The organism is Cellulomonas sp. P2_B4 (genome assembly GCF_056404795.1).
This window is the reverse complement of record NZ_JBFUDI010000003.1, coordinates 1-25232: the sequence shown is the minus strand read 5'-3', so window position 1 is coordinate 25232 and position 25232 is coordinate 1. Positions and strand designations below refer to the sequence as shown.

Genomic DNA, 25232 nt, shown 5'->3' with positions numbered 1-25232 from the left:
CCTATCCCGTCCCTGACGGCAGAAGGAAGGATCTGGACGAATGAACAACCTGGCAACCCCGTGGGGGTTCCTCTACCTGGAGCTGCGGCGCCGGTTCGACCGCGCGCGCAGCGCTCCCGACCTCGGCGCCTCGGCGATCGAGTGGGTCATCATCACCGGCGTGCTCGTCGCGATCGCCGCGGCGGTCGGCCTGGTGATCTACAACTTCGTCAACAACAGCGCGGACAAGCTCGAGGTGCCCGAGCTGCCCGACGGCGGCGGCGGGGTCGGCGGGGCATGACCGCGGCGGCGCGCCCGACACCCCGGCACCTTGGTGCCCGGGGTCGGTTCGCGTCGCCCGACGCCGGATCGTCGGCGATCGAGCTGGTGCTCTACACGCCCCTGCTCATGCTCATCACGTTCCTCGTGGTGCAGTTCGCGCTCAGCTGGTACGGCCAGGAGATCGCCGGCGCGACGGCCCGCGAGGCCGCCCGCGTCGCGCGGGCCGAGGGCGGTACCCCCGAGGCCCTCGACCACGCCGAGGCGCGCGGTCGGGACTACGCCGAGGCCATCGGCAAGGGCACCTTCGTCGACGTCGACGTGGACGTGGTGCTCGTGGACCCCGGCACCGTCAGCGCGACGGTGACCGGCCGGTCGATGGAGATCATCCCCGGCTGGGCGCCCGGGGTGCAGGCAGTGGTGCAGGGTCCGGTCGAGATGTTCAGGCCTGACCAGTGAGCGCGTCCAGGCTCCGGGACGACGAGGGCACGATGGCGGTCGAGATCGTCGTGCTCGTCCCGCTGCTCATGCTGCTGCTCATGCTCGTCGTCGCGTTCGGCCGGCACGTGTCGGCCGAGGGCCAGACGCAGGCAGCCGCGCGAGAGGCCGTGCGCGCCGCGACACTCGCACGCACTGCCGAGGGGGCCCAGCTGGCCGCGCAGGACGCGCTCGACGCGACCGTCCCGGACACCCTCGAGTGCGAGCCGGTCCTGCTCGACGGCGCGTTCGTCGCCGGCGGCACGCTGACGGTCACGGTCACCTGCGCCATCTCTTACGCCAACCTCGGTGCGCTCGGGCTCCCCGGCTCGACGTCGATCTCGGCGACGAGCTCGGCCCCGCTCGACCTGCACCGGTCCGTGGGGGCGCCGTGAACCGCCGGCTGCGGGGCGACGAGTCCGGGACCGCGTCGGTCTTCGTCATCGGGATCGTCCTGGTCCTGATGGTCGTCGCCGGCCTCGTGGTCGACGGCGGTCGCGCCATCAACGCGCGGGCGGCCCTCGCCGACGACGCGGAGCAGGCGGCCCGCGCCGGGGCCAACGTGCTGGACCTCGACACGCTGCGCGCGACCGGCGACGTCCGGATCGATCCCGCCGGGGCGCGCGACGCCGCCGAGCGCTTCCTGGACGCCCGCGGGTATCGTCCCGACGAGATCGTCTCCATCGAGGCGGACGCGGCGCAGGTGCACGTCGTCCTCACGCGGGTCGTGCCGACGTCGCTGCTCAGCCTCATCATGATCAACGAGTTCACCGTCGACGGTCAGGCGACCGCCCGCGCCGCCGTCGGCATCGTCAACGAGCTCCCGGGAGCACCATGAGCACACGCGTCGACCCCCGACGGTCCCAGCCCGAGCAGAGCGGGCCGGGACGTTTCCAGCCCGCGCCCCCCGCGCCCAGCGGTTCGCGCGCGGGCGCCTTCGGTGCGGCACTCGTGCTGCTCCTGGTCGTGGTCGGCGTGCCCGCGCTGCTGATCGCGCTGGGTGGGGTCCCGGGCCTCCCGAGGTCCTTGCCGACGCGTGACCAGCTCACGGCGACGCTCGGCACCGCGCAGCTCCTGAGCGTGCTCCTGTGGGTCGTCTGGCTGGCGTGGCTGCAGTTCACGGTGTGCGTGATCGTCGAGCTCCGCTCCGCCGTCCGCGGGGTCGGGCTGCCMGCGCGCGTCCCGCTGGCCGGTCCGAGCCAGCGCCTCGCGCGCACGCTCGTCGCGGCGGTCCTGCTGCTGGTCACCGCTGCGGGGCAGGCGACGGCGGCCGCGGCGCCGACCACGGTCGAGCACGTCGGGACGTCGGTCGCGGTCACCTCGACCGCCGTCGCGGGGGAGGTCACGGCGCCGGCGGCGCCCGTGGTGCAGGCCGGTCCCGAGGTCGCGCAGGCGGGGACCACCTACCAGCTGGGCGGGGTCGAGCTGAGCCCGGAGCAGGGTGCGGAGCTCGTTGGCAAGCGCGTGTACGTCGTGCACCCGCCGGAGGGTCGGTACCACGACAACCTCTGGGACATCGCCGAGCGGACCATGGGCGACGGTCGCAGGTACCAGGAGATCTACGAGCTCAACAAGTCGCGGGACCAGCCCGACGGTCACGAGCTCTCGCTCGCACGGCTCATCTACCCGAACTGGCTCCTCGTCATGCCTGAGGACGCCGTCGGCGTCGACCGCGTGGTTGCCGTGGCACCCGTCGCGCCCGCCCCGGCCCCTGCCCCCGCGCCTGTCGAGGCGCCCGGCCCGGTCGTCGCAGCTGCCGACGCGCCCGTCGCGCACGCGGCGCCGGCGGCGCAGCAGCAGGGCGTGGACGCGKGCGACCTGGCGGGCGGCGCGCTGCTGTGCGCCGGCCTGCTCGTCGCGATCGACCAGCTCCGTCGGCGTCGCCGGACCCCGGAGCCGTCGGAGGGCGCGATCGAGGCGGAGGTCGCCCTGCGCGTCGGCGCGGACCCCGAGCGCGCAGCCCGCCTCGACGCGGCTCTGCGGACCCTCGGCGCGACGCTGCAGTCGTCCGGCCGCAACCTGCCCGCGCTCTACGCCGCGACGATCGACGACGCCTCCCTCGTGCTGCACCTGGCCCCGCCGGAGCCCCACGCACCCGCGCCGTGGGTCGCGGAGGCCGAGGGTGCCAGGTGGGTCCTGCGGGCCACCGACCGCACGCCGGCGCCGCGGCAGGCGGCCGCGCCCTACCCGGGGCTCGTGTCGCTCGGCCGCGACGACGCGGGCGCCGACGTGCTGCTCGACCTCGAGGCCGCGCAGGGTCCGGTCGCCGTGGTGGGCGACCCCCGGGCGGCGGGGGAGGTGGTCGCGGCGATCGCCGCGGAGCTGGCCACCAACCGGTGGTCGGACGCGCTGCGCGTCACCGGCGTCGACCTGCCCGGTGGTCTGACGGCCCTGGGCCCGCGCCGCTACCGGTCGGTGCGCAGTGCGCGCGACGTCCTGCCGGCCCTCGCGGAACGTCAGGCGGACGTGCTCGGCGGTGACGTCCTGAGCGGTCGGCTGCGCAGGCCCGGGGACCCGGCGTGGGTTCCGGAGTATGTCGCGCTCGGGTCGGTGCCGGACGCCGCGACCGTCGACGAGCTGCTGGTGCTCACGGGAGCGCAGCGACGGGCTCCGCTCGGTGTGGTCTGCGCGGGCGAGCTGCCCGGCGCGCGCTGGAGGCTCGAGGTGGACAGCGCAGGGACGCTGCGCGCGGGGCTGCTCGGCGTCTCGGTACGCGCGAACCGGCTCACGCCGGCCCTCGCCTCGGCCGTGGCGGAGCTGCTCACGGAGGAGCCTCCGCCGCTCGTCGACCCGGCCACGGTGGCGCGGAACGAGGAGTCGGTCGCGCGCCCCGCCCCGATCGTGCCGGCGCGTGAGGTCGACGCCGCCGACCTGGCCACGGCGCCCGTCCGCGTCCGGGTGCTCGGCTCTCCGTCCGTGGCTGCGCAGAACCCGATCGAGCCCGAGCGACTCGCCCTGTGCGTCGAGCTCGTCGTCCACCTCGCCCTGCACCCGTCGGGCGTCCACCCGACCGTCCTGGCCGGTGCGCTCTGGCCTCGCGGGGTCACGGCGGCGGTGCGCGACGCGACCATCGACCGGGCGCGCGAGTGGCTCGGCACCGACGTGCACGGGTCGCCGCACCTGCGCACCCGCGACGACGGGCTGCTCGAGCTCGGTCCGGGAGCCGTCCTCGACTGGGACGTCGTGTGCACGCTGACCGCCAGGGCACGGTCCCGGACCGACCCTGTCGACGAACGCCGCGACCTCGTCGCCGCGCTGCGTCTGGTCCAGGGTGGCGTTCTCGCCCGACGCCCGGCCGGTCGCTACGCGTGGCTCGCTCGCGTCCGGCTCGAGCGGGCTGCGCGCGACCTGCTCGTCGACACGGCACACCGGCTCGCGGTCCTGAGCACGCACGACGACGACCCGACGGCGGCGCGGGCAGCCGCCTGGACCGGTCTCGGGGTGGCTCCGACCGAGGAGCTGCTGTGGCGCGACGTGCTGCGTGCCGCGTTCGCGGAGGGCGGCACGGAGGCGGTGCGGTCGGCGGCGGACGAGATGGAGATGACCCTGCACGCATCCGGCGTTGCCGAGGTCGGGGCGCCGACCGCGGCGCTCCTCGAGGAGCTCGCACCTCGGGGGCTCGACGCCCGGCTGCCGGGGTCCGCGTGACGCGGGCGGCCCGCCCAGGGCTCCTCTACCCTCGTTCCATGCCCTCTCCCGTCCCGCTGCTCGGCCGCGCCGCCGTCGTCCTCCTGCTCGTCGGCGGGCTGGCGGCGTGCAGCTCGCCGGACCCCGAGCCGTCTGCGACCGTCGAGGCGGCGTCCACCCCGAGCCCGACCCCGACGCCGACCGTGGACGACGAACCGGTCGTCCTCGCTGCCCTGCAGCGGTACTGGGACGCCGAGGTCGCCGCCCAGGCCGGAAACACCGACCCGGCGGTGTTCGCCGGGGTGGCCGAAGGCCCGCTCGTCGAGGACTCGCTCGCCACGGCACGTCAGCTCCAGTCCGTCGGCCTCGCGCGCCAGGGGCAGCCGACGCTGTCGAAGCAGACAGTCACCGTCGACGGCGACACGGCGACCGTCCTGGTCTGTGTGGACAACTCGACCTGGACGATCCCCGGCCAGACGGTCGCCGAGGGTGTCTCGCTGATGGTCCCGACGAGCGTCTCGTTCCGCCGGGTCGGTGAGGACTGGGTGGTGACGGCGACAGCGGTCGCGCCACCGGAGTTCACGTGCTGAGGGCCTGGCGGGCGTTCGTCGTCCTGCTGATGCTCGCCGCAGGCACGGTCGTCGCCGCGTCGCCCGCGCAGGCCGCCTGCACGTCGCAGGTCGTCGGGGTCGACGCGCACGGGAAGCTGATCTACCAGACCGTCTGCGACGGCGGCCCGGGGACCCCGGGCGGCGGCACCGGCGGCAGCGGAGGCGGACCGACGTGCACGCTCACGGGCCTGAACTCCTACTGCATCGGCTCGGCGCCGTGCTGGAGCAACATCCCCGCGGCCGTCCCGCCGACCCCCGAGCAGGAGGCGCAGCGCCCGTCTCCGGAGGCCGTCTGGGTGTACCAGCGGTGCAACGACGACGAGGCGGACCCGTTGTCGGGGTGGTCCTGGCAGGAGACGACCGGACCCACGCTGGAGGAGCTCGCGCAGCAGGCGTTCGGCGCCCTGCGGACCCCGCCGTTCTCGATCGGGGTGAACCCTCCGCGTCAGGCCGTCGTCGGCATCCCGACCTGGTTCTGGGCCGAGGCGGCGGGGAACGCGCCGCTGACCGGCACCGCGGCGCTGGGCGTCGTCGCCATCGGCACGCCGACGGGCATCGAGCTCGACCCCGGTGACGGGACGGGGACGATCAGCTGCCCGTGGACCGTGCAGGCGACCGACGCGTGCTCGCACGTCTACGACCGCAGCTCCGCCCGCCAGCCGGTGAGCGCCAGTGGGCTTCCGGCGTACACCGCGCGGGCCCGGCTGATCTACGACATCCGGTTCGAGGTCAACGGTGCGCCCCTGGACCTTCCCGGCACTCCCGACGAGCTGCAGTCGCCGTGGGCGCAGGTCGCGGTCCCGGTCGCCGAGGTTCAGTCGGTGGTGACGTCCTGACGCGTCCGTGGGAATCGTGACGCGACCCGCGCGGGGACCGCACTAGGATCGTCCGGTGCCCGCGAGGGCGCTCCCATGCATCCCAGAACGAAGGACGACCCGTGCTCCGCACCCACACGGCCGGCTCCCTGCGAGCCGAGCACATCGGTACCACCGTCACCCTCACGGGCTGGGTGGACCGGCGGCGCGACCACGGCGGGGTCGCGTTCGTGGACCTGCGGGACGCGTCGGGCATCGCCCAGGTCGTCATCCGCGACGAGGCCGTCGCGCACGGGCTGCGCGCCGAGTACGTGCTCCAGGTGACCGGCGAGGTCGGTCGTCGGCCCGCCGGCAACGAGAACCCGAACCTCGCGACCGGCGAGATCGAGCTCGTGGCGGCGGACGTCGTCGTCCTCAACGAGTCGGCCCCGCTGCCGTTCCAGGTCTCGTCGTCGCTGGACGAGACCGTCGGCGAGGAGGCCCGCCTCAAGTACCGCTACCTCGACCTGCGCCGGCCGGCCCCCGCCGCCGCGATGCGCCTGCGCGCCAAGGCCAACCAGGCCGCCCGCCGGGTGCTGGACGCGCAGGACTTCGTCGAGGTCGAGACGCCGACCCTGACGCGGTCGACGCCCGAGGGTGCCCGCGACTTCCTGGTTCCCGCTCGGCTGAGCCCGGGCTCCTGGTACGCGCTCCCGCAGTCGCCCCAGCTGTTCAAGCAGCTGCTCATGGTGGGTGGGCTCGAGCGCTACTACCAGATCGCCCGCTGCTACCGCGACGAGGACTTCCGCGCGGACCGCCAGCCGGAGTTCACGCAGCTCGACGTCGAGATGAGCTTCGTCGAGCAGGACGACGTCATCGCGCTTGGCGAGCAGGTGCTGGTCGCGCTCTGGGAGCTGATCGGGGTCACCATCCCGACGCCGATCCCGCGGATCACGTTCGCGGAGTCGATGGCCCGGTACGGCAACGACAAGCCGGACCTGCGGTTCGGCCTCGAGCTGGTCGAGCTCACCGAGTACTTCGTCGACACCCCGTTCCGCGTGTTCCAGGCGCCCTACGTCGGTGCCGTCGTGCAGCCCGGTGGCGGCTCGACGCCGCGCCGTGGCTTCGACGCCTGGCAGGAGTGGGCCAAGCAGCGCGGCGCCAAGGGGCTCGCGTACGTCACGGTCAGCGAGGACGGCGAGCTCGGGGGACCGGTCGCCAAGAACCTCTCGGAGACCGAGCGCGCGGGACTCGTCGCCGCCGTGGGGGCGAGCCCCGGGGACGCGGTCTTCTTCGCGGCCGGCAAGGCGAGCGAGGCCCGGGCCCTGCTCGGCGCGGCGCGCCTGGAGATCGGTCGTCGCGGCGACCTGATCGACGACAACGAGTGGAAGTTCGTCTGGGTCGTCGACGCCCCGCTGTTCAAGCCCACGGGCGAGGACGACGACGTGGCGGTCGGCGGCGGCGCCTGGACCGCGGTGCACCACGCCTTCACGTCCCCGACGCCCGAGTGGATCGACACCTTCGAGCAGGACCCGGGCGCAGCCCTGGCCTACGCGTACGACATCGTGTGCAACGGCAACGAGATCGGCGGCGGGTCCATCCGTATCCACCGCCGCGACGTGCAGGAGCGCGTGTTCGACATCATGGGCATCGGCCCGGACGAGGCGCAGGAGAAGTTCGGCTTCCTGCTCGACGCGTTCCAGTTCGGCGCCCCGCCGCACGGCGGGATCGCGTTCGGCTGGGACCGCATCCTCGCGCTGCTGACCGGCTCGGAGTCGATCCGCGACGTCATCGCCTTCCCGAAGTCCGGCGGCGGCTACGACCCGCTGACGGCCGCTCCCGGACCGATCACGCCCGAGCAGCGCCGCGAGGCCGGCGTCGACTTCACGCCGAAGGCTCCTCCGGCCGCGTGAGCGCGGACGTCCTGACGGGTCTTCCGCGACGGTGGCGTGCGGACCGTCTGCTCTGCAGCGACCGCGCGCGCTGGGCCGCGGTCGAGCCCTTCGGCGACGACGAGGGCGTCCTGCTCGTCGTGAGCGCGCACGAGCAGCCGGGTGTGAGCCTGCTGGGTCGGGGCGACGGTGCGACCGTCGACCGGCTGGTCGAGGCGGTGGTCGACGGGGGACGTCTCGACCTCGTCCGATGGATGAGCGTGCCGAGGACGTCCCGGCCGACCCCGCGGGTGCTCGACGCGCTCGGCCTGACGCCGTTCTCCGCGTGGGACTGGATGGCGTCCGACACCGAGCCGCCGGCGACGCCGGGGGAGGACCGGGTGCGTCGGCTCGACCCGTCACGCGATGCGGAGGCGATCCGATCCTGCCTGGCCGAGGCGAACCCGAGCACGTCGGCCGACCCGACCGCGGCCGGGGAGATCGGTTGGTGGGGCGTCGACGGCGGGTCGGGGCTCGCGGGCGTGGTCGGCGTGGCGGCCCGCGCGGCGAGCGACGGCGGAGCGTCCTGGCACCTGCACGGTCTGGGCGTGCGACCGGTCGCGCGGGGGACCGGTGTCGGTTCGGCCCTCGCGGCCGTGGCCACCCGCACGGGCCTCGCGGCGGGCGCCGAGTGGGTGTCGCTGGGGCTGTACTCGAGCAACGACACCGCGCGGCGGCTCTACGAGCGGCTGGGGTTCCGGACCGAGGCGGAGCTGTCGTCGTTCGCGCCGACGGGCGCGGACCGCCCGCCTGCCTGACGCGAGCTACCAGCGACGAGGCGGCGGCACCTCGCCCGTGAGGCTGGTGTGGGCGCGCGACGGGGCGTCGAGCTCGGGCACGCCCGTGGTCGCCCCGGGCCCGGCGTCGTGCGCGAGGACGACGGGCCGCGCACGGAAGGACCGCCGCCACGCCCACCAGACGACCAGACCGGCGCCGATCGCGTAGAGCCCGAGCTGGAAGAACGCCCAGCCCGCCTTGACCGTGACCGTCGGGTCCTCGTCGCCCGCGAGCCGGACGAGCTCTACCAGCGAGAGCGTGAACGGGATCAGGGCGCCGACGGTGATCCAGCGCGCCTGCCAGCGCAGGCGCCGGTAGGCGTCCCGGTCGGTCGGCACGTGGCGGGGCATCAGTGCACGATCCCGATCCGGTCGTGGACTCGGCGCAGGAACCCGGGCGCCCACCAGTTGAACCGGCCGAGCACCGTCATGGTCGCCGGCACGAGCAGGAGCCGCACGACCGTCGCGTCGATGAGGACGGCGATCGCGAGCGAGAAGCCGACCTCCTTGATCACGAGGAGCTGCCCGGCCACGAAGCCGGCGAACACGACGATGACGATCAGCGCGGCGGATGTGATGATCCGCCCGGACCGCTGCATGCCGAGGCGGACGGCCTCGTCGTTGGGCGCACCCGCGTCCACGAGCTCCTTGATCCGCGAGAGCAGGAACACCTCGTAGTCCATGGCGAGCCCGAACCCGAACGCGACGACGAGCGCGACCACGTAGGTCTCGATCCCGCCCGTCGGCGTGAAGTTGAGCAGGCCGGCCAGGTGCCCGTCCTGGAACACCCAGACCATCACGCCGAGCGACGCCGCCAGCGAGAGCGCACTGGTGAGCAGCGCCTGGACCGGCACCACGACCGACCCCGTCATGAGGAAGAGCAGGATCAGCGTCGCCAGGGCCACGATTGCGATCGCGATCGGCGCGCGCTCGCCGACCGCGGCGGTGAAGTCGATCTGCGACGCGGCCTCGCCGACGACCCACGTGGGGAACCCGGGGTCGAGCGCCCGGATCTCCTCCACGACCTGCCGAGAGACCGTGTCACCAGGGTCGTCGGTGTCGGGCCGGACGCCGATGGTCACGTAGGACCCGACCGGTGTCGGGGTGTCGACGGAGGCGACCCCGTCGATGTCCTCGAGGCTCGCGGCCCACGCGGTGGCCTCGTCGAGCGTGGTCTCGACGACCACCGTCACGGCCGGCGTGGAGGCCGCGGGGTAGTCGCTGGCCAGCACGTCGACGAACTCCCGCTGGGTGCTGCCCTCGGGCAGGAGCTCGGTGGTGGAGTTGCGCACCTCGAGGTGCGCCAGGGGGATCGCCAGGACGCCGAGCGTGACGGCCGTCGCGCCGAGCACCCACCACGGGTGGCGCTGCACCCGTCCCGTGAGCCGCGAGAAGAATCCCTCCTCGGTCTGCACGTCGGAGGTGTGGGCGAGCACGACGCGCAGGCCGGGGACCCGGTCGAGGATGCTCGGGCGGATCAGCCGGCGGCCGGCCATCGCCATGAGTGCCGGAACCAGGGTCAGCGCGGAGAGCACCGCCACGAGGATGACCGCGACGCCGGCCGCCCCGAAAGCGCGCAGGATCGGCGCCGAGAAGACCATGAGACCGGCGATCGCGATGGCGACGGTCAGGGCGGAGAACGTCACGGTCCGGCCCGCGGTGGCCATCGTGCGCTCGATCGCGGTGATCACGGCGCCGTCGCCCCGTCGTCGGCGGCTCGCGCGTCCGTCGTCCTCGTCGACGAGCTTGTGCAGCTCTTCTCGGAACCTGGACACCATCAGCAGGCCGTAGTCGATCGAGAGCCCCAGCCCGAGCACGGTCACGATGTTGACCACGGAGGAGTCGAGGTCGATCACGTACGAGAAGGCGAGGAGCGCCGCCAGACCGCCCGAGATCGACGCGAGGGCGCCCGCCATGGGCATCGACGCCGCCAGGAAGCCTCCGAAGACGAGCACCATGATGACCAGGGCGATCGGTAGCGCGATGGCCTCGCCGGTGCGCAGGTCCGTCTCGACCTGCTGGGTGATGGCGTCGACGATCAGCGGAGTGCCGCCGACGATCCCGGTGACGCCCGGGGCGACGTCCTGCAGCTCGTCGGGCACCTGGTCGAGCTGCGCGTGCACCTCGGCCACGGCCTCGGCCTCCGCGTCCCCGGTCAGCTCCGGGTCCAGCTCGACGACGACGAGGAAGCCGTCACCGTCGTTCGCGACGAGGGGCGCGGCTGCCGGGTTCGCGGCTCCGTCGGGCAGCGCGAGCGGGTCGATGACGCCGACGACGCCGTCGATCGCGGCCAGGTCGGTGCGGATGGGGTCCATCGCCGCGTCGACGTCGGGGTCGGTCGGGTCGATGCCCTGCAGCGCGAGGGTCAGCGAGACGCCGCTCTCGTCGGCCTGGTCGAGGATGGCCCGGCCCTCGAAGCTCTCGGAGCCGGGAACCTCGGGTGCGCCGGTGGTCAGCCGGTCGAACAGGTTCTCGCCGTGCACGCCGACCACGGCGAAGCCGTAGCCGAGCACGACGAGCACGAGCCACACGGCGACGGTGAGGCGTGGGCGGTGGGCGACGATGCGACCGACACGGGCGAACACGCTGGCCATCGTCGCAGGTGATCGCGCCAACCCGCACACCCGCCACTCGATCGCGCGACCCTGACGGTCTGTGCCCGTGGGTGCGCGTGCGTACCCTGCCCGCATGGACCTGTTCGATGCGGTGACGTCGACGGCCTCGGGCCTGCCCTCCGTCGGGGAGGGCGCTCCGCTCGCGGTCCGCATGCGGCCGAGCTCGCTCGACGAGGTCGCCGGGCAGGAGCACCTGCTCGTGGCCGGGTCGCCGCTGCGTCGGCTGGTGGAGCCCGCCAACGAGGCGGCGCGTCGTGCGGCGCCCACCTCGGTCGTGCTGTGGGGACCGCCCGGCACCGGCAAGACGACGCTGGCGTACCTGATCGCCGCCACCTCGGGCCGGCGGTTCGTGGAGCTGTCCGCGGTGACCGCCGGCGTCAAGGACGTGCGGGCCGTGATCGAGGACGCGCGCCGCAGGCTGGCCACCGGCGGCACGGAGACGGTCCTGTTCATCGACGAGGTCCACCGGTTCACCAAGGCGCAGCAGGACGCGCTCCTGCCGAGCGTCGAGAACCGCTGGGTCACGCTCGTCGCCGCGACCACCGAGAACCCGTCGTTCTCCGTCAACTCGCCGCTGCTGTCTCGCTCCCTGCTGCTCACGCTCCAGCCCCTGGGCACCGACGACGTGCGGCGCCTCGTGCGTCGGGCCGTCGAGGACGAGCGCGGGCTGGCGGGCGCGATCGAGCTCGACACCGACGCCGAGGACCACCTGCTGCGCCTGTCCGGCGGCGACGCGCGCAAGGCGCTGACCATCCTCGAGGCGGCGGCCGGTGCCGCGCTGTCGGAGGAGGACGCGGTGGAGCCCGTCCTCGTCGACCTCGCGACCATGGAGCGCGCGATCGACGTCGCCGCGGTGCGCTACGACCGGGACGGCGACCAGCACTACGACGTCATCAGCGCGTTCATCAAGTCGATGCGCGGCTCCGACGTCGACGCCTCCCTGCACTACCTCGCGCGGATGATCGCCGCGGGGGAGGATCCCCGGTTCATCGCCCGTCGCGTCGTCATCTCGGCGGCCGAGGACATCGGGATGGCGGACCCGAGCGCGCTGCAGACGGCGGTGGCCGCCGCGCAGGCGGTCGCCCTGATCGGCATGCCGGAGGCCCGGATCATCCTGGCCGAGGCCGTCGTGCACAACGCCACGGCGCCGAAGTCCAACGCCGCCTACCTGGGCATCGACCGCGCCCTGGCCGACGTGCGCGCCGGTCGCATCGGCTCGGTCCCCGCGCACCTGCGCGACGCGCACTACCCGGGCGCCCGCGACCTCGGCCACGGCACGGGGTACGTGTACGCGCACGACGAGCCGCACGGCGTCGCCGCGCAGCAGTACCTCCCGGACGAGCTGCTGGGTACGCGCTACTACGAACCGTCGGACCGCGGCTACGAGCGCTCGGTCACCGAACGCCTCGAACGCATCCGCGCGATCCTCGACACCCCGTAGCGTCCGCGCCCGGCGGCGGCGACGGATTGGGGGATCCCGGTGCCCAGAGGGTAGAGTGGTGCGGTCGTCCGCGGGACGGGTGTGCTTGCACGCCCGGGCGGACGGCCACCTGGGGCCTTAGCCGCGTCGCAAGCACGTGACGCATCCATGGTCGGCCCCACGCCCCGGCGGAACTTCTCCGCACCCGGGTGTGACGTCTACAACGACAGGAAGTATCTCTGTGAGCAGTGTGACCCGTTCGCGCCGCCAGGTTCGCCTGAGCCGCGCCCTCGGCCTGGCCCTGACGCCCAAGGCCGTCAAGCACTTCGAGAAGCGTCCCTACCCGCCCGGTGAGCACGGCCGCGCCCGTCGCCGCACCGAGTCGGACTACGCCGTCCGTCTGCGCGAGAAGCAGCGTCTGCGCGCGCAGTACGCCCTCCGCGAGAAGCAGATGGCTCGTGCGTACGAGGACGCCCGCAAGGCCCCGGGCCTGACCGGTGAGGCGCTCGTCGAGAACCTCGAGACCCGCCTGGACGCCCTCGTCCTGCGCTCGGGCTTCGCCCGCACGATCCTCCAGGCCCGCCAGGTCGTCGTGCACCGCCACATCCTGGTCGACGGCAAGATCGTGGACCGTCCCTCCTTCCGCGTGAAGCCGGGCCAGACGCTCCAGGTCAAGCCGAAGAGCCAGGCCACCGTGCCGTTCCAGGTCGCCGCCGCCGGCGCGCACCGCGACGTGCTCCCCAACCTGCCGGGCTACCTGGACGTGCAGCTGGAGAAGCTCAGCGCCGTGCTGGTGCGTCACCCCAAGCGCGCCGAGATCCCCGTGACGTGCGAGGTCCAGCTGGTCGTCGAGTACTACGCCCGCTGATCTGAGCCGTTCGCAAGAACGACGTTCACGTACGCCCCGCTGCGCCTCGGCGCACGCGGGGCGTTCGTGCGCAGGTAGGGTTTCCGCGGGGTCGACGGCCCCGGAACCGGGAGGCAAGACATGTCGGTGGGTGACGTCGCGGGACTGATCGCCGCGATCGCGTTCGTGCTGCTCGTGGGCGTGCTGGCCGTGCCGTTGATCAAGCTCGGTCGGGTGTTCGACGAGGCGACGGCGTCGGTCAAGGAGATCACCGAGCACACGGTCCCGGTGCTGGACGAGACGGCGACCCTCGTCGCGTCGTCCAACACCCAGCTGGAGAACATCGACACGGTGACCACCGCCGCGGCGCAGGTCTCGGAGAACGTCTCGGCGCTGACGGCCCTGTTCGCCGCGACCGTCGGCTCGCCGATGATCAAGGTCGCAGCCTTCTCCTACGGCGTCCGTCGGGCTCTCACCGGCCTGTCCGCGAGCGCCCGCAAGGCCCGCTGATGCGCCGCCTGGTGTGGATCGGCGTCGGCGTCGTCGTGACGGTGGTCGTGATCCGCAAGGGACGCGCCGTCATCGACGCGTACGTGCCCGCGGGCGCCACGGACGCGGTCGGCACGGCCGCCCGGTTCGGGTCGGCGCTGCGTACGGTGCGCCACGAGTTCGTCGCCGGCATGGCCGAGCGGGAGCAGCAGCTGCGCCGCGACCTGGTCGGCGACGCGGACATCGACACCATCCGCGAGCAGCGTCCCGAGCGCGTCGCGGACCTCAAGCGCACCTGGTCGACGGCGCGCAGGCACGACACCGACCCGCTGGGCCCGACGGAAGACCCGGACGACGACGACGGCTACACCTTCTTCTGACGCAGCGGGAGAATTGGCCTCGACCGAGGCCGTGCCAGGCCCGCACGATCAGGCACGACCCGAACCACCACGAGAGATGGACACGATGCGCACCGCCGAGATCCGCCAGCGCTGGCTCGACTACTTCGAGGGCCGCGGCCACACGGTCGTCCCCTCGGCCCCGCTGATCTCGCCGGACCCGTCGACGCTGTTCGTCATCGCCGGCATGGTGCCGTTCATCCCGTACATGCTCGGGGAGCAGACCGCGCCGTGGCCGCGCGCGACGAGCGTGCAGAAGTGCGTGCGCACGCTCGACATCGAGGAGGTCGGCAAGACCACCCGGCACGGCACGTTCTTCCAGATGAACGGCAACTTCTCGTTCGGCGACTACTTCAAGGAAGGCGCGATCACCTACGCGTGGGAGCTCGTCACGGGCTCCCAGGAGACGGGCGGCTACGGCTTCGACCCCGACTCGATCTGGGTGACGGTCTTCTACGACGACGACGAGGCGGCGGCGCTCTGGAAGCAGATCGCCGGGCTTCCCGACGAGCGGATCCAGCGCCGCGGCTGGAAGGACAACTACTGGTCCACCGGCGCGCGCGGCCCCGCGGGCCCGTGCTCCGAGATCTACGTGGACCGCGGTCCGGAGTTCGGGGCGGAGGGTGGTCCGGTCGTCGACGAGGACCGCTACCTCGAGATCTGGAACCTCGTCTTCATGCAGTACGAGCGCGGCGACGGGGGCGGCAAGGAGGACTTCCCGATCCTCGGCGAGCTCAAGCAGAAGAACATCGACACCGGGATGGGCCTCGAGCGCGTCGCGTACCTGCTGCAGGGCGTCGACAACCTCTACGAGATCGACGAGGTGTTCCCGGTCATCCGGGGTGCGCAGGAGCTGTCGGGCAGGCGCTACGGCGCGGTGCAGGACGACGACGTGCGCATGCGGGTCGTCGCGGACCACGTGCGCAGCGCGCTGATGCTCATGGGCGACGGCGTCACCCCGTCGAACGAGGGCCGCGGCTACGTGCTGCGCCGCCTGCTGCGTCGCTCCATCCGCGCGATGCGCCTGCTCGGCGTCGAGGACCTCGCGCTGCCCACCCTGCTCCCGCTGAGCAAGGACGCGATGAGCCCGAGCTACCCCGAGCTCGCGACGAACTTCGACAAGATCAGCCAGGTCGCGTACGCGGAGGAGGACACGTTCCGGCGCACCCTCGCGGCGGGCACGACGATCCTCGACACCGCGGTCCAGGCGGCCAAGTCGACCCCGCAGCCCGTGCTCACCGGCTCCCAGGCGTTCCAGCTGCACGACACCTACGGCTTCCCGATCGACCTCACGCTCGAGATGGCGGCGGAGCAGGGCGTCCAGGTGGACGAGACCGCGTTCCGCAGCCTCATGAAGGAGCAGCGCGAGCGGGCGCGCGCGGACGCGCTGGCCAAGCGCGCGGGGCGCGCGGACAACGCGGCCTACCAGGACCTGCACAGCACGCTGAGCAGCGAGAACGCGAAGCCGGTCCAGTTCGTCGGCTACACGGACTCGACCACCAGGTCGCGCGTCGTCGGCCTGCTCGTGGACGGCGTCCCGGCGCCCGCGGCGACCGCACCGGCGGACGTCGAGGTCGTGCTGGACGTGACGCCGTTCTACGCGGAGGCGGGCGGCCAGCTCGCGGACACCGGCACGATCGTGCTCGAGGGCGGCGCGCGGATCGAGGTCGACGACGTCCAGGCGCCGGTCAAGGGACTGTCGGTGCACCACGGCCGCCTGGTCGACGGCACCGTCACGTTCGGCGAGTCCGGTACCGCGTCCATCGACCTGGTCCGTCGACGCGCGATCGCCCGGGCGCACACGGCGACGCACTTCGTGCACAAGGCGCTGCACGAGTCGATCGGCGAGGGCGCCACGCAGGCGGGCTCGCTCAACGCGCCCAGCCGCCTCCGCTTCGACTTCCGCTCGCCGTCGGCGACGCCGTCCGAGGTCGTCGCGGAGATCGAGGCGCGCGTCAACGAGCGGCTCCAGGACGACCTCGAGGTCACCGACGCCGTCATGCCGATCGACGAGGCGCGCGGCCGCGGCGCGATGGCCCTCTTCGGCGAGAAGTACGGCAACGAGGTGCGCGTCGTCGACATCGGCGAGGGCTGGTCTCTCGAGCTGTGCGCGGGCACGCACGTCAAACGGTCCGGCGAGCTCGGTCTGGTGACCTTGCTGTCCGAGTCGGCGATCGGCTCGGGCGTGCGCCGCGTCGACGCGCTCGTGGGTGCCGGTGCGTACGGGTTCCAGGCCAAGGAGCGGGCCCTCGTCGGCCAGCTGTCGGGGCTGCTCGGCGCGCGCCCGGACGACCTGACCGACCGCGTCTCCTCGCTGCTCACCAAGCTCAAGGAGTCCGAGAAGGAGCTCGCCACGCTGCGGCAGGCGGCGCTCCTCGCGCAGGCCGGGTCGCTCGCGTCCGGCGCGCAGACCGTGGGGGAGACCCGCGTCGTGACGCACGACGCGGGTGAGGTGGCGGGCAGCGACGAGCTGCGCACGCTGGTCCTCGACGTGCGCTCGCGCCTCGGCGACTCCGCGCCGAGCGTGGTAGCCGTCGGTGGCACCAGCAAGGGCCGACCCGTCGTCGTCGTCGCGACCAACGCGACGGCCCGCGAGCGGGGCGTGCGGGCCGGGGCGCTCGTGAAGGCGGCGTCGACCATCCTGGGCGGCGGGGGCGGCGGCAAGGACGACCTCGCGCAGGGCGGCGGCACGGACCCCGACAAGATCGTCGACGCGCTGGCCGCGATCGCCGGCGCGGCGAACGGCTGACGTGCCGGGTCGTCGCGACACGCCCGACCCCGTGGTCCGCGGGGTCAGGCTCGCGGTCGACGTCGGGTCGGTGCGCGTGGGCCTGGCCGCGAGCGACCCCGACGGGCTGATCGCCACGCCGGTGGCCACGCTCGCGCGTGACAACAGCGGTAAGGGCCGGCTGCCCACCGACATCGCGTCGCTGGTGGGCGAGGTGGAAGAACGACGTGTGGGTGTTGTGTACGTCGGACTACCTAGACACCTGTCCGGGTCCGAAGGTGCCGCATCGGAGGCCGCGCGCGCGTACGCTGTCCAACTGGCGCAAGCCATCTCACCGGTACCGGTACGGATGGTCGACGAGCGGATGAGCACGGTGTCCGCACATCAGGCGCTGCATGCGTCCGGCCGATCCGGACGCAGCCACCGCAAGGTCGTCGACCAGGCGGCCGCGGTGGTGATCTTGCAGTCCGCGTTGGACGCGGAGAGTGCGACGGGGCGACGTCCCGGAGAGCGGGTCGTGGTAGACCCAGCTCAGCACCCTCCGACGGCGCGCGGGGGGGCTGCGGGCGACGCACGGACGACGGTGGAGTGACGCGCACGTGAGCAATCAGACCGAGTGGTGGGCCCCTGTGGAGCGAGGTGACGAGGTGACGTCCGACCTGTTCGGCGGCGACCCGCACGGCAACGCTCCCGACCCTCGTCGCAACTCTCGCTCCCGCGGCCGAGCCAAGGAACAGCGTGAGCGCAAGCGTCGCCGCCGCCGTTCGATCGGCGTGCTGGTGGTCGCGATCGTCATGGTGCTGGGCGCCGGGTATGTCGTCGTCGAGCTCATGGGCGGCTTCTTCAACGGTGGCCCCGCGTCCGCCGGCAACGTCGAGGACTACCCGGGACCGGGCCACGGCACCGTGACCGTGGCGGTCAAGCCGGGACAGACGGGCTCCGAGATGGCGACGACGCTCGTCGACGCCGGTGTCGTGGCCAGCACCAAGGCGTTCAACGAGGCGTTCGCCGAGAACCCCGACGCGGCCTCGATCCAGCCCGGCACGTACAACATGCTGCTCGAGATGAAGGCCGCCGACGCGATCGTCGCGCTGCTCGACCCCGCGAGCCGCGTCTCGTTCAAGGTGACCATCCCCGAGGGCCTGAACAAGGACCAGACGCTGGCCAAGATCAGCGAGAAGACCCTCATCCCGGTCGACCAGCTGAACGCCGCGATCGCCGACCCCGCGTCCATCGGTCTGCCCGCCGAGGCCGGCGGCAACGTCGAGGGCTGGCTGTTCCCCGCCACCTACGACGTGCAGCCCGACGCGACGGCTGCCGGCGTGCTCGGTCAGATGGTCCAGCAGACCGTCACCAACCTGACCAACCAGGCCGTGCCGCAGGACCAGTGGGAGACCGTGCTCATCAAGGCGTCGATCGTCGAGCGCGAGGCCAAGCTGGACGAGGACCGCTACAAGGTGGCCCGCGGCATCGAGAACCGGATCGCGCGGGACATGCCGCTGCAGATCGACTCGACGACGGCGTACGGGCTCGGCGTGACCCGCGCACCGACGCCGGAAGAGAACAACGACCCCAACAACGCGTACAGCACGTACACCCACGTCGGCCTGCCGCCCGGCCCGATCGCCTCGCCCGGTGCGGTGTCGATCGACGCCGTGATGCACCCCGCCGAGGGCCCGTGGATCTTCTGGGTGACCGTCAACCCGGTCACGGGCGAGACCCTGTTCACCGACTCGTCGGCCGAGCACGCCGCGAACATCCAGAAGCTTCGCGACTGGAAAGCGGCGAACGGGCAGTGACGGGAGCCGCTCCGCGGCGAGCGGCAGTACTGGGTCACCCGGTCGCGCACTCGCTGTCGCCGACCCTGCACCGTGCCGCGTACGCGGAGCTGGGGCTCGACGAGTGGCGGTACGACGCGGTCGACGTGACCGAACAGGACCTGCCGGAGTTCGTCGCGGGTCTCGACGACACGTGGGCCGGGCTGAGCCTGACCATGCCGCTCAAGCAGACCGTGATCCCGTTGCTCGACCACGTCGAGCCCTTGGCGCAGGTGGTCGGTGCGGTCAACACCGTCCTGCTGCAGGGCACGGGCGGCTCGCGCGTGCTGGTGGGTGCCAACACCGACGTGCACGGCCTCGTCGCGGCGATCGGCGAGCGGCAGGGGACGCAGGAGCTGCGCACGGCGGCCGTCCTGGGCGCCGGCGCGACGGCCTCCTCGACGCTCGCCGCCCTGGCGGAGCTGGGCTGCCCGTCGCCGGTCGTCTACGTGCGCGCGCTCTCGCGCGCCGGGGGGCTGATGCGCTCGGCGCACCGGATGGGCGTCACGCCCACGTTCCGCGCGCTCGACGCGGCCGCGGCGGAGATCGGCCGCGCCGACGTCGTCGTGTCCACGCTCCCGCCCTTCGCCGCCGACCCGGTCGCGGCGGCGCTCGTCGGCCCGGTCGACGGCGTGCTGCTCGACGTGGCGTACGACCCGCGTCCGACCGCGCTCACCGCCGCCTGGCGAGCCGCCGGCGGGGACGCGGTGGCGGGGGAGCGGATGCTGCTTCACCAGGCCGCCGAGCAGGTCCGCCTGATGACCGGTCGCCCGGGTCCCGTCGCGGCGATGTCCGCGGCCCTCGAGGACCGCCTGACGACCGTCTGACGCAAACTCGTCGGGTGCAGTTCCTCACGGGCGCCCACGCGTCTGCCGATGCTCCAGCGAGGACGGCCGACCGCGGCCGTCGGCTGAGGCGGAGGTACGGCGTGAAGCAGCTCGGGGAGATCTTGCTCGACGAGGGCCTCGTGACCGAGGCGCAGCTGCTGGCCGCACTCGACGAGACGATGACGCGGGGCACGTCGCTCGGCCGCACCCTGGTCGAGCTGGGCGTGCTGACCGAGGGGCAGCTGGTCAAGGCGCTCGCCGCCCAGGTCGGCATGACCTTCGTGGACCTGGACGACTACCCCGTCGACCGCGCCGCGCTCTCGCTCGTGCCGAGCGCCCTGTGCAGGCGGTACACGGTCCTGCCCGTCGGGTTCCAGGGGGACGCGCTGCTGCTCGCGACGTCCGACCCCGGCAACGTGATGGCCGTCGACGACGTGCGCACCGTCTCGGGACGCCCGGTTGTCGCCGTGATCTCGACGCACGACAACCTGCTGCGCGCCATCGACCGGTTCTGCCGCGCCGACGACGAGATGGAAGACCTCTCGCAGGCGTTCGAGGACGAGACCAAGCCGGCCGACGCGGACCTGTCCCGCATGGGCGACGTGGTCGACGACGACGCGCCGATCGTCCGGTACGTGAACCTCCTGGTCACTCAGGCGATCACCGACCGCGCTTCCGACATCCATATCGAGCCGACCGAGCACGACCTGCGCGTGCGGTACCGGATCGACGGCGTGCTGCACGAGACGCAGCGCTCCCCGAAGCAGATCCAGGGCGGCGTCATCAGCCGCGTGAAGATCATGAGCGACATCGACATCGCCGAGCGCCGCAAGCCTCAGGACGGTCGCATGTCCGTGGTCCACAACGGGCGCAAGATCGACCTGCGCGTGGCGACGCTGCCCACGGTGTGGGGCGAGAAGATCGTCATGCGAATCCTCGACAACTCGACCGCGAGCCTCGACCTGCGTGACCTGTCGTTCCTCGACGCGAACTACGCCACGTACCACGAGGCCTACACCAAGCCCTACGGGATGATCCTGGTGACCGGCCCCACCGGTTCGGGCAAGTCGACCACCCTGTACGCGACGCTCAACGCCGTCTCGCGGCCGGAGATCAACGTCATCACGGTCGAGGACCCGGTCGAGTACCGGCTGGCGGGCATCAACCAGGTGCAGGTCAACCCGAAGGCGGGACTGACCTTCGCCGGCGCACTCCGCTCGATCCTGCGCTCCGACCCCGACGTCGTCCTCCTGGGTGAGATCCGCGACCACGAGACCGCGCAGATCGCGATCGAGGCCGCCCTCACCGGTCACCTCGTCCTGTCGACGCTGCACACGAACGACGCGCCCTCGGCGATCACCCGTCTGACCGAGATGGGCATCGAGCCCTTCCTCGTCGGGTCGGCGCTCGACGCGGTCGTCGCCCAGCGGCTCGCGCGCAAGCTGTGCGGCAACTGCAAGGAGCCGTACACGCCCTCGCCGCAGGAGATGCTCGCCGCCCGCTTCCCGTGGGTCGAGGGAGAGCAGATCCCCGAGCTCATGCGTGCCGTCGGATGCGTGACGTGCTCGAAGACCGGGTACCGCGGCCGCATCGCCCTGCACGAGGTCATGCGGGTCACCGAGGAGATCGAGCGCCACGCGGTCGCGCACTCCTCGAGTGCCGACATCGCGGCCACCGCCATCTCGCAGGGGATGATCCCGCTGCGCAACGACGGCTGGCAGAAGGTCGCTCTGGGGCAGACGTCGATCGAGGAGATCCTGCGCGTCGTCGCGTGAGGTGAATTCCCTGTTCAGACCAGTTTGTCGACTAGCGACGTGCACGGACGGCTCAAGTCAGTCACCCACGTGACCGATGAACGGGCAGAGCAAGGCGACGGTGCGTAGGTCCGCGTACCGGCAGAGCAGGTCGGTCGACCGTGGAGGAATGACGTGAGCGAGTCCTACCAGGCATCTGCCGGGGAGCCGGCCCGGCCCCTGCCGCCGTACCGGCCGATGGGCCCGCAGGCGGGCGCGCCCGCACCCGCGCCGGGTCAGGCGATGTTCTCGCCGATCCCGTCGCAGAGCGTCGCGGCAGCCCCCGTCGCCGCCCAGCCGTTCCCGCCAGCACCGAGCGGCCCTCCGCCGGGCTACGCGGCGCCGCAGCAGGGCTACGCACCGCCCGCGGGCGCGCCGCAGCAGTCCTACGCCCCGGCGCCGGACCCGACGCGTCAGTACGCCGGGGCGCCGCCCGCCGCCGCCCCTCCGGGTGTCTTCATGCCCGCACCGCAGGCTCCGCAGGCACCCGCCGAGCCGCCGGCGGCCGAGACGCCCCGGCCGCAGCCCGTCGCCGACGTCCCCGTCCAGAAGGCTCGCCCGGGTGCACGTCGTGCCCTCGGCCAGGAGTCGCAGGAGGGGGACATCCCGATCGACGCCGTCCTCACCGAGATGGTGCGCTACGGGGCCTCGGACGTGCACCTGACCACCGGCGCCTCGCCCATGATCCGCATCTCCGGCTCGCTCAAGGCTCTCGACGGCTTCGGCACCGTGGCACCCGAGCCGCTGCGACGCGCGCTCTACGGCATCCTCACGCAGAAGCAGCGGGAGAAGTTCGAGGCGAACCTCGAGCTCGACCTCTCCTACGCCGTGCGGGGTCTGGCCCGGTTCCGCGTGAACATCTACCAGCAGCGCGAGTCCATCGGCGCGGCGTTCCGTGTCATCCCGTACGAGATCAAGCCGTTGGAGGCGCTGGGTGTCCCGCCCATCGTCGGCTCGTTCGCCGGCCTGCCGCGCGGTCTCGTCCTCGTGACGGGCCCCACCGGTTCCGGCAAGTCGACCACGCTGGCCGCCATCGTCGACCTCGCCAACCGGACGCGCGAGGACCACATCATGACGGTCGAGGACCCCATCGAGTTCCTCCACCGCCACAAGAAGTCGCTGATCAACCAGCGCGAGGTCGGCTCGGACACGCTCTCGTTCGCGAACGCCCTCAAGCACGTGCTCCGCCAGGACCCCGACATCATCCTCGTCGGTGAGATGCGTGACCTCGAGACGATCTCGGTGGCCCTGACCGCCGCCGAGACCGGCCACCTCGTCTTCGCGACGCTGCACACCTCGGACGCCGCGCAGACGATCGACCGCGTCATCGACGTGTTCCCGGCCCACCAGCAGGCTCAGGTCCGCACCCAGCTGGCCAGCGCGCTGCAGGGTGTCGTCTGCCAGACCCTGGCCAAGCGTGCCGACGCCTCCGGGCGTTCGGTGGCCACCGAGGTCCTCATCGCGACGCCGGCCATCCGCAACCTCATCCGCGAGGGCAAGACGCACCAGATCTACTCGGCCATGCAGGCCGGTGCCCAGCAGGGCATGCACACGATGGACCAGCACCTCGCCGACCTGGTGAAGACCGGACGCATCTCCTACGAGACTGGCCTGGAGAAGTGCCACCACATCGAGGACTTCAACCGGCTCACGGGTCGTGACCACGGCGGTACGGCGGGTGCGGGTCTGACCAAGGCCGGCATGGGCGGGAACTTCTTCGCGGAGGGGGCACACTGATGGCGGCGACGACGGCCAAGACGTTCGAGTACGCGGTCCGGGACCGCGAGGGCAAGATCGTCAAGGGGCGCATCGAGGCCCCGAGCCAGGCGGCGGTCGCCAACCGGCTCAAGACCTTGGGCATGGCGCCCATGTCCATCAACGAGGTGGGAACCGGCGGTCTCCAGAAGGAGATCTCGATCCCTGGCTTCGGGGACAAGATCACGCTCAAGGACCTGGCCATCATGGCCCGGCAGCTGTCGACGATGATCAACGCCGGTCTGTCGCTGCTCCGTTCGCTGACCATCCTGGCCGAGCAGACCGAGAGCAAGCCGCTGGCCAAGCGCCTCGCGCTCGTGCGCAGCGACGTCGAGGTCGGGGTGTCGTTCTCCGCCGCCCTCAGCAAGCACGCGGACGTCTTCCCGCCCCTGATGATCAACATGGTCAAGGCCGGCGAGGTCGGCGGCTTCCTGGACGGCGTGCTGATCTCCGTGGCCGAGAACTACGAGGCCGAGGTCAAGCTGCGCGGCAAGGTGAAGTCGGCGATGACCTACCCGGTCGTCGTGTTCATCATCGCGATCCTGGCCGTCGTCGGCATGCTGCTCTTCATCGTCCCGGTGTTCGCCGGCATGTTCGAGAGCCTCGGCGGCGAGCTGCCCGCGCCGACTCGCGTGCTGGTCGCGCTGTCCGGCCTGCTCAAGATCGTCGCCATCCCGCTGGTCATCGGCATCGCCGTGTTCAGCGTGTGGTGGGGCAAGCACAAGAACGACCGCGGCGTGCGCGAGAAGCTCGACCCGATCAAGCTCAAGGTGCCGGTGTTCGGCAACCTCTTCCGCAAGATCGCCGTCAGCCGGTTCACCCGCAACTTCGGCACGATGATCCACGCCGGTGTCCCGATCCTGCAGGCTCTCGACATCGTCGGGGAGACCAGTGGCAACCTCGTGATCGAGAAGGCGGCCAAGGCCGTCCAGGAGTCGGTCCGATCCGGTCACTCGCTGTCCGGACCCCTCTCGCAGCACCCCGTGTTCCCGCCGATGGTCGTGCAGATGATGGCCGTCGGTGAGGACACCGGTGCGCTGGACACCATGCTCGAGAAGATCGCCGAGTTCTACGACCAGGAGGTCGAGTCGACGACCGAGCAGCTCACGTCGCTCATCGAGCCGCTCATGATCGTGGTTCTCGGGTCGCTCATCGGCGGCATGATCATCGCGCTGTACATGCCGATCTTCTCCGTCTTCAACCTCATCAACTGAGGGCCGGACCGTGCCCGTCGACGCGTTGTCCCGCAGACCGGAAGACCGCCAGGGCGGGTACTCCCTCGTCGAGCTCCTCGTCGTCATCATCATCATCGGGATCCTGGCGGCGATCGCTATCCCGATCTTCATCTCGAACCGCCAGAAGGCCACGGACGCGAGCCTGAAGTCCGACCTGCGCACCGTGGCGACCGCCCTGGAGGCGGAGCGGACGGCCGAGGGCGAGCTGCCCCTGACCGTCGACAAGATCCTCGCCGACGCGGTGACGAGCAAGGGCAACACCGTCGACGTCGTGATCACGGGAACCGACTACTGCCTCCTGGGGGACAACCCCACGGGCGTCGGACCGTCGCACACCTGGGTCTACGACACGACCCAGGGCGGCCTCGTCGTCGACGACACCGCCGCGACCTGTGCCGGTGCGGTGACGTACTCCCTGCCGTAACCCTCCGAGGCGTTCCGCTCCGGATTTGTCGCATTCTTTCCGGAGCTCGTCACGCCATTCGGGTGAATCGCACGATGCGGGAATCACTTGCTCAAGTTGGCGGCGCAGATGCCGACAACTCATGTGTGCACGACGCCTCGGCGGAGGGCACCTGCCGAAGTCTTCGCCACGACACTGAAATGGGGAACGGTCGCATGATCGCTCGCGTTCGCAAGTCCATCGACGAGAAGGACCAGGGCTTCACGCTCATCGAGCTCCTCGTCGTCATCATCATCATCGGCATCCTCGCCGCCATCGCCATCCCGGTCTTCCTGAACCAGCGCAAGAAGGCGGTCGACGCGTCGATCAAGTCCGACCTGCGCACGGTCGCCAACGAGCTCGAGACGGTCTACACGGACGACCGACGAGCA

24 protein-coding genes are annotated in these 25232 nt (G+C 72.1%); 22 read left to right on the top strand and 2 right to left on the bottom strand.

What is annotated here, in order from left to right; genetic code table 11:
* The first annotated feature begins 40 nt into the window (after positions 1-40).
* The 9 genes from AC1DZC_RS05030 (at position 41) to AC1DZC_RS04990 (ending at position 8456) form a co-directional block, all read left to right on the top strand.
* Complete coding sequence (locus AC1DZC_RS05030) at positions 41-280, top strand: hypothetical protein (RefSeq protein ID WP_477040347.1); 240 nt, start codon at positions 41-43, stop codon at positions 278-280.
* Positions 277-717 carry a TadE family protein gene (locus AC1DZC_RS05025; RefSeq protein ID WP_477040346.1) on the top strand — a complete coding sequence of 147 codons (441 nt, stop codon included), beginning with the start codon at positions 277-279 and terminating at the stop codon, positions 715-717. Before AC1DZC_RS05030 ends, AC1DZC_RS05025 begins: the two co-directional genes overlap by 4 nt.
* Positions 718-749: 32 nt before the next feature.
* Complete coding sequence (locus AC1DZC_RS05020; protein ID WP_477042473.1) at positions 750-1130, top strand: TadE/TadG family type IV pilus assembly protein; 381 nt, start codon at positions 750-752, stop codon at positions 1128-1130.
* Positions 1127-1573 carry a TadE/TadG family type IV pilus assembly protein gene (locus AC1DZC_RS05015; protein ID WP_477042472.1) on the top strand — a complete coding sequence of 149 codons (447 nt, stop codon included), beginning with the start codon at positions 1127-1129 and terminating at the stop codon, positions 1571-1573. The genes AC1DZC_RS05020 and AC1DZC_RS05015 overlap by 4 nt, the downstream gene beginning before the upstream one ends.
* On the top strand, positions 1570-4383 hold the full coding sequence (locus AC1DZC_RS05010) for a hypothetical protein (protein WP_477042471.1): 2814 nt from the start codon (positions 1570-1572) through the stop codon (positions 4381-4383). Before AC1DZC_RS05015 ends, AC1DZC_RS05010 begins: the two co-directional genes overlap by 4 nt.
* A gap of 38 nt (positions 4384-4421) precedes the next feature.
* Positions 4422-4952 (top strand): hypothetical protein, encoded by a 531-nt coding sequence (locus AC1DZC_RS05005; protein ID WP_477042470.1) that lies wholly within the window; start codon positions 4422-4424, stop codon positions 4950-4952.
* Positions 4946-5809, top strand: a complete 864-nt coding sequence (locus AC1DZC_RS05000; protein ID WP_477042469.1) for a hypothetical protein — start codon at positions 4946-4948, stop codon at positions 5807-5809. The genes AC1DZC_RS05005 and AC1DZC_RS05000 overlap by 7 nt, the downstream gene beginning before the upstream one ends.
* A gap of 101 nt (positions 5810-5910) precedes the next feature.
* Entirely contained in the window at positions 5911-7680 is a 1770-nt protein-coding gene (aspS, locus tag AC1DZC_RS04995; protein ID WP_477042468.1) for an aspartate--tRNA ligase, read from the top strand.
* On the top strand, positions 7677-8456 hold the full coding sequence (locus tag AC1DZC_RS04990) for a GNAT family N-acetyltransferase (protein ID WP_477042467.1): 780 nt from the start codon (positions 7677-7679) through the stop codon (positions 8454-8456). Before aspS ends, AC1DZC_RS04990 begins: the two co-directional genes overlap by 4 nt.
* Before the next feature lie 6 nt (positions 8457-8462).
* On the opposite strand, the gene AC1DZC_RS04985 is transcribed toward AC1DZC_RS04990, so the two are convergent.
* Together AC1DZC_RS04985 and AC1DZC_RS04980 are read right to left on the bottom strand one after the other, a co-directional pair.
* Complete coding sequence (locus AC1DZC_RS04985) at positions 8463-8825, bottom strand: hypothetical protein (protein ID WP_477042466.1); 363 nt, start codon at positions 8823-8825, stop codon at positions 8463-8465.
* Entirely contained in the window at positions 8825-11068 is a 2244-nt protein-coding gene (locus AC1DZC_RS04980) for an MMPL family transporter (RefSeq protein ID WP_477042465.1), read from the bottom strand. Before AC1DZC_RS04980 ends, AC1DZC_RS04985 begins: the two co-directional genes overlap by 1 nt.
* 94 nt (positions 11069-11162) lie before the next feature.
* Between AC1DZC_RS04980 and AC1DZC_RS04975 the strand changes: the two genes are divergently transcribed.
* The 13 genes from AC1DZC_RS04975 to AC1DZC_RS04915 all read left to right on the top strand — a co-directional run.
* A complete protein-coding gene (locus AC1DZC_RS04975; protein WP_477042464.1) occupies positions 11163-12530 on the top strand; it encodes a replication-associated recombination protein A in 1368 nt (455 codons plus the stop codon).
* Between the two features lie 220 nt (positions 12531-12750).
* Positions 12751-13377 (top strand): 30S ribosomal protein S4, encoded by a 627-nt coding sequence (gene rpsD / locus AC1DZC_RS04970; protein WP_477039446.1) that lies wholly within the window; start codon positions 12751-12753, stop codon positions 13375-13377.
* A 120-nt stretch (positions 13378-13497) separates the two neighbouring features.
* Positions 13498-13866 (top strand): DUF948 domain-containing protein, encoded by a 369-nt coding sequence (locus AC1DZC_RS04965; protein ID WP_477039445.1) that lies wholly within the window; start codon positions 13498-13500, stop codon positions 13864-13866.
* Complete coding sequence (locus tag AC1DZC_RS04960; protein ID WP_477042463.1) at positions 13866-14225, top strand: hypothetical protein; 360 nt, start codon at positions 13866-13868, stop codon at positions 14223-14225. Before AC1DZC_RS04965 ends, AC1DZC_RS04960 begins: the two co-directional genes overlap by 1 nt.
* Before the next feature lie 85 nt (positions 14226-14310).
* Complete coding sequence (gene alaS, locus AC1DZC_RS04955; RefSeq protein ID WP_477042827.1) at positions 14311-16992, top strand: alanine--tRNA ligase; 2682 nt, start codon at positions 14311-14313, stop codon at positions 16990-16992.
* Positions 16993-17023: 31 nt separating this feature from the next.
* Positions 17024-17563 carry a Holliday junction resolvase RuvX gene (ruvX, locus tag AC1DZC_RS04950; protein WP_477039442.1) on the top strand — a complete coding sequence of 180 codons (540 nt, stop codon included), beginning with the start codon at positions 17024-17026 and terminating at the stop codon, positions 17561-17563.
* Between the two features lie 55 nt (positions 17564-17618).
* A complete protein-coding gene (gene mltG / locus AC1DZC_RS04945; protein ID WP_477039441.1) occupies positions 17619-18770 on the top strand; it encodes an endolytic transglycosylase MltG in 1152 nt (383 codons plus the stop codon).
* Positions 18767-19615, top strand: a complete 849-nt coding sequence (locus AC1DZC_RS04940; RefSeq protein WP_477042462.1) for a shikimate dehydrogenase — start codon at positions 18767-18769, stop codon at positions 19613-19615. Before mltG ends, AC1DZC_RS04940 begins: the two co-directional genes overlap by 4 nt.
* Positions 19616-19716: 101 nt before the next feature.
* The gene (locus AC1DZC_RS04935; protein WP_477039439.1) at positions 19717-21390 is read left to right on the top strand and encodes a GspE/PulE family protein; all 1674 of its coding nucleotides are present in this window, start codon (positions 19717-19719) and stop codon (positions 21388-21390) included.
* A gap of 153 nt (positions 21391-21543) precedes the next feature.
* Positions 21544-23145 (top strand): type IV pilus twitching motility protein PilT, encoded by a 1602-nt coding sequence (locus tag AC1DZC_RS04930; protein ID WP_477042461.1) that lies wholly within the window; start codon positions 21544-21546, stop codon positions 23143-23145.
* Positions 23145-24377, top strand: coding sequence for a type II secretion system F family protein (locus AC1DZC_RS04925; protein ID WP_477042460.1), 1233 nt, complete (start codon positions 23145-23147; stop codon positions 24375-24377). Before AC1DZC_RS04930 ends, AC1DZC_RS04925 begins: the two co-directional genes overlap by 1 nt.
* A gap of 10 nt (positions 24378-24387) precedes the next feature.
* Complete coding sequence (locus tag AC1DZC_RS04920) at positions 24388-24822, top strand: type II secretion system protein (protein WP_477042459.1); 435 nt, start codon at positions 24388-24390, stop codon at positions 24820-24822.
* 194 nt (positions 24823-25016) lie between these two features.
* On the top strand, positions 25017-25232 hold a 216-nt coding region (locus AC1DZC_RS04915; protein WP_477042458.1), incomplete at its 3' end, for a prepilin-type N-terminal cleavage/methylation domain-containing protein.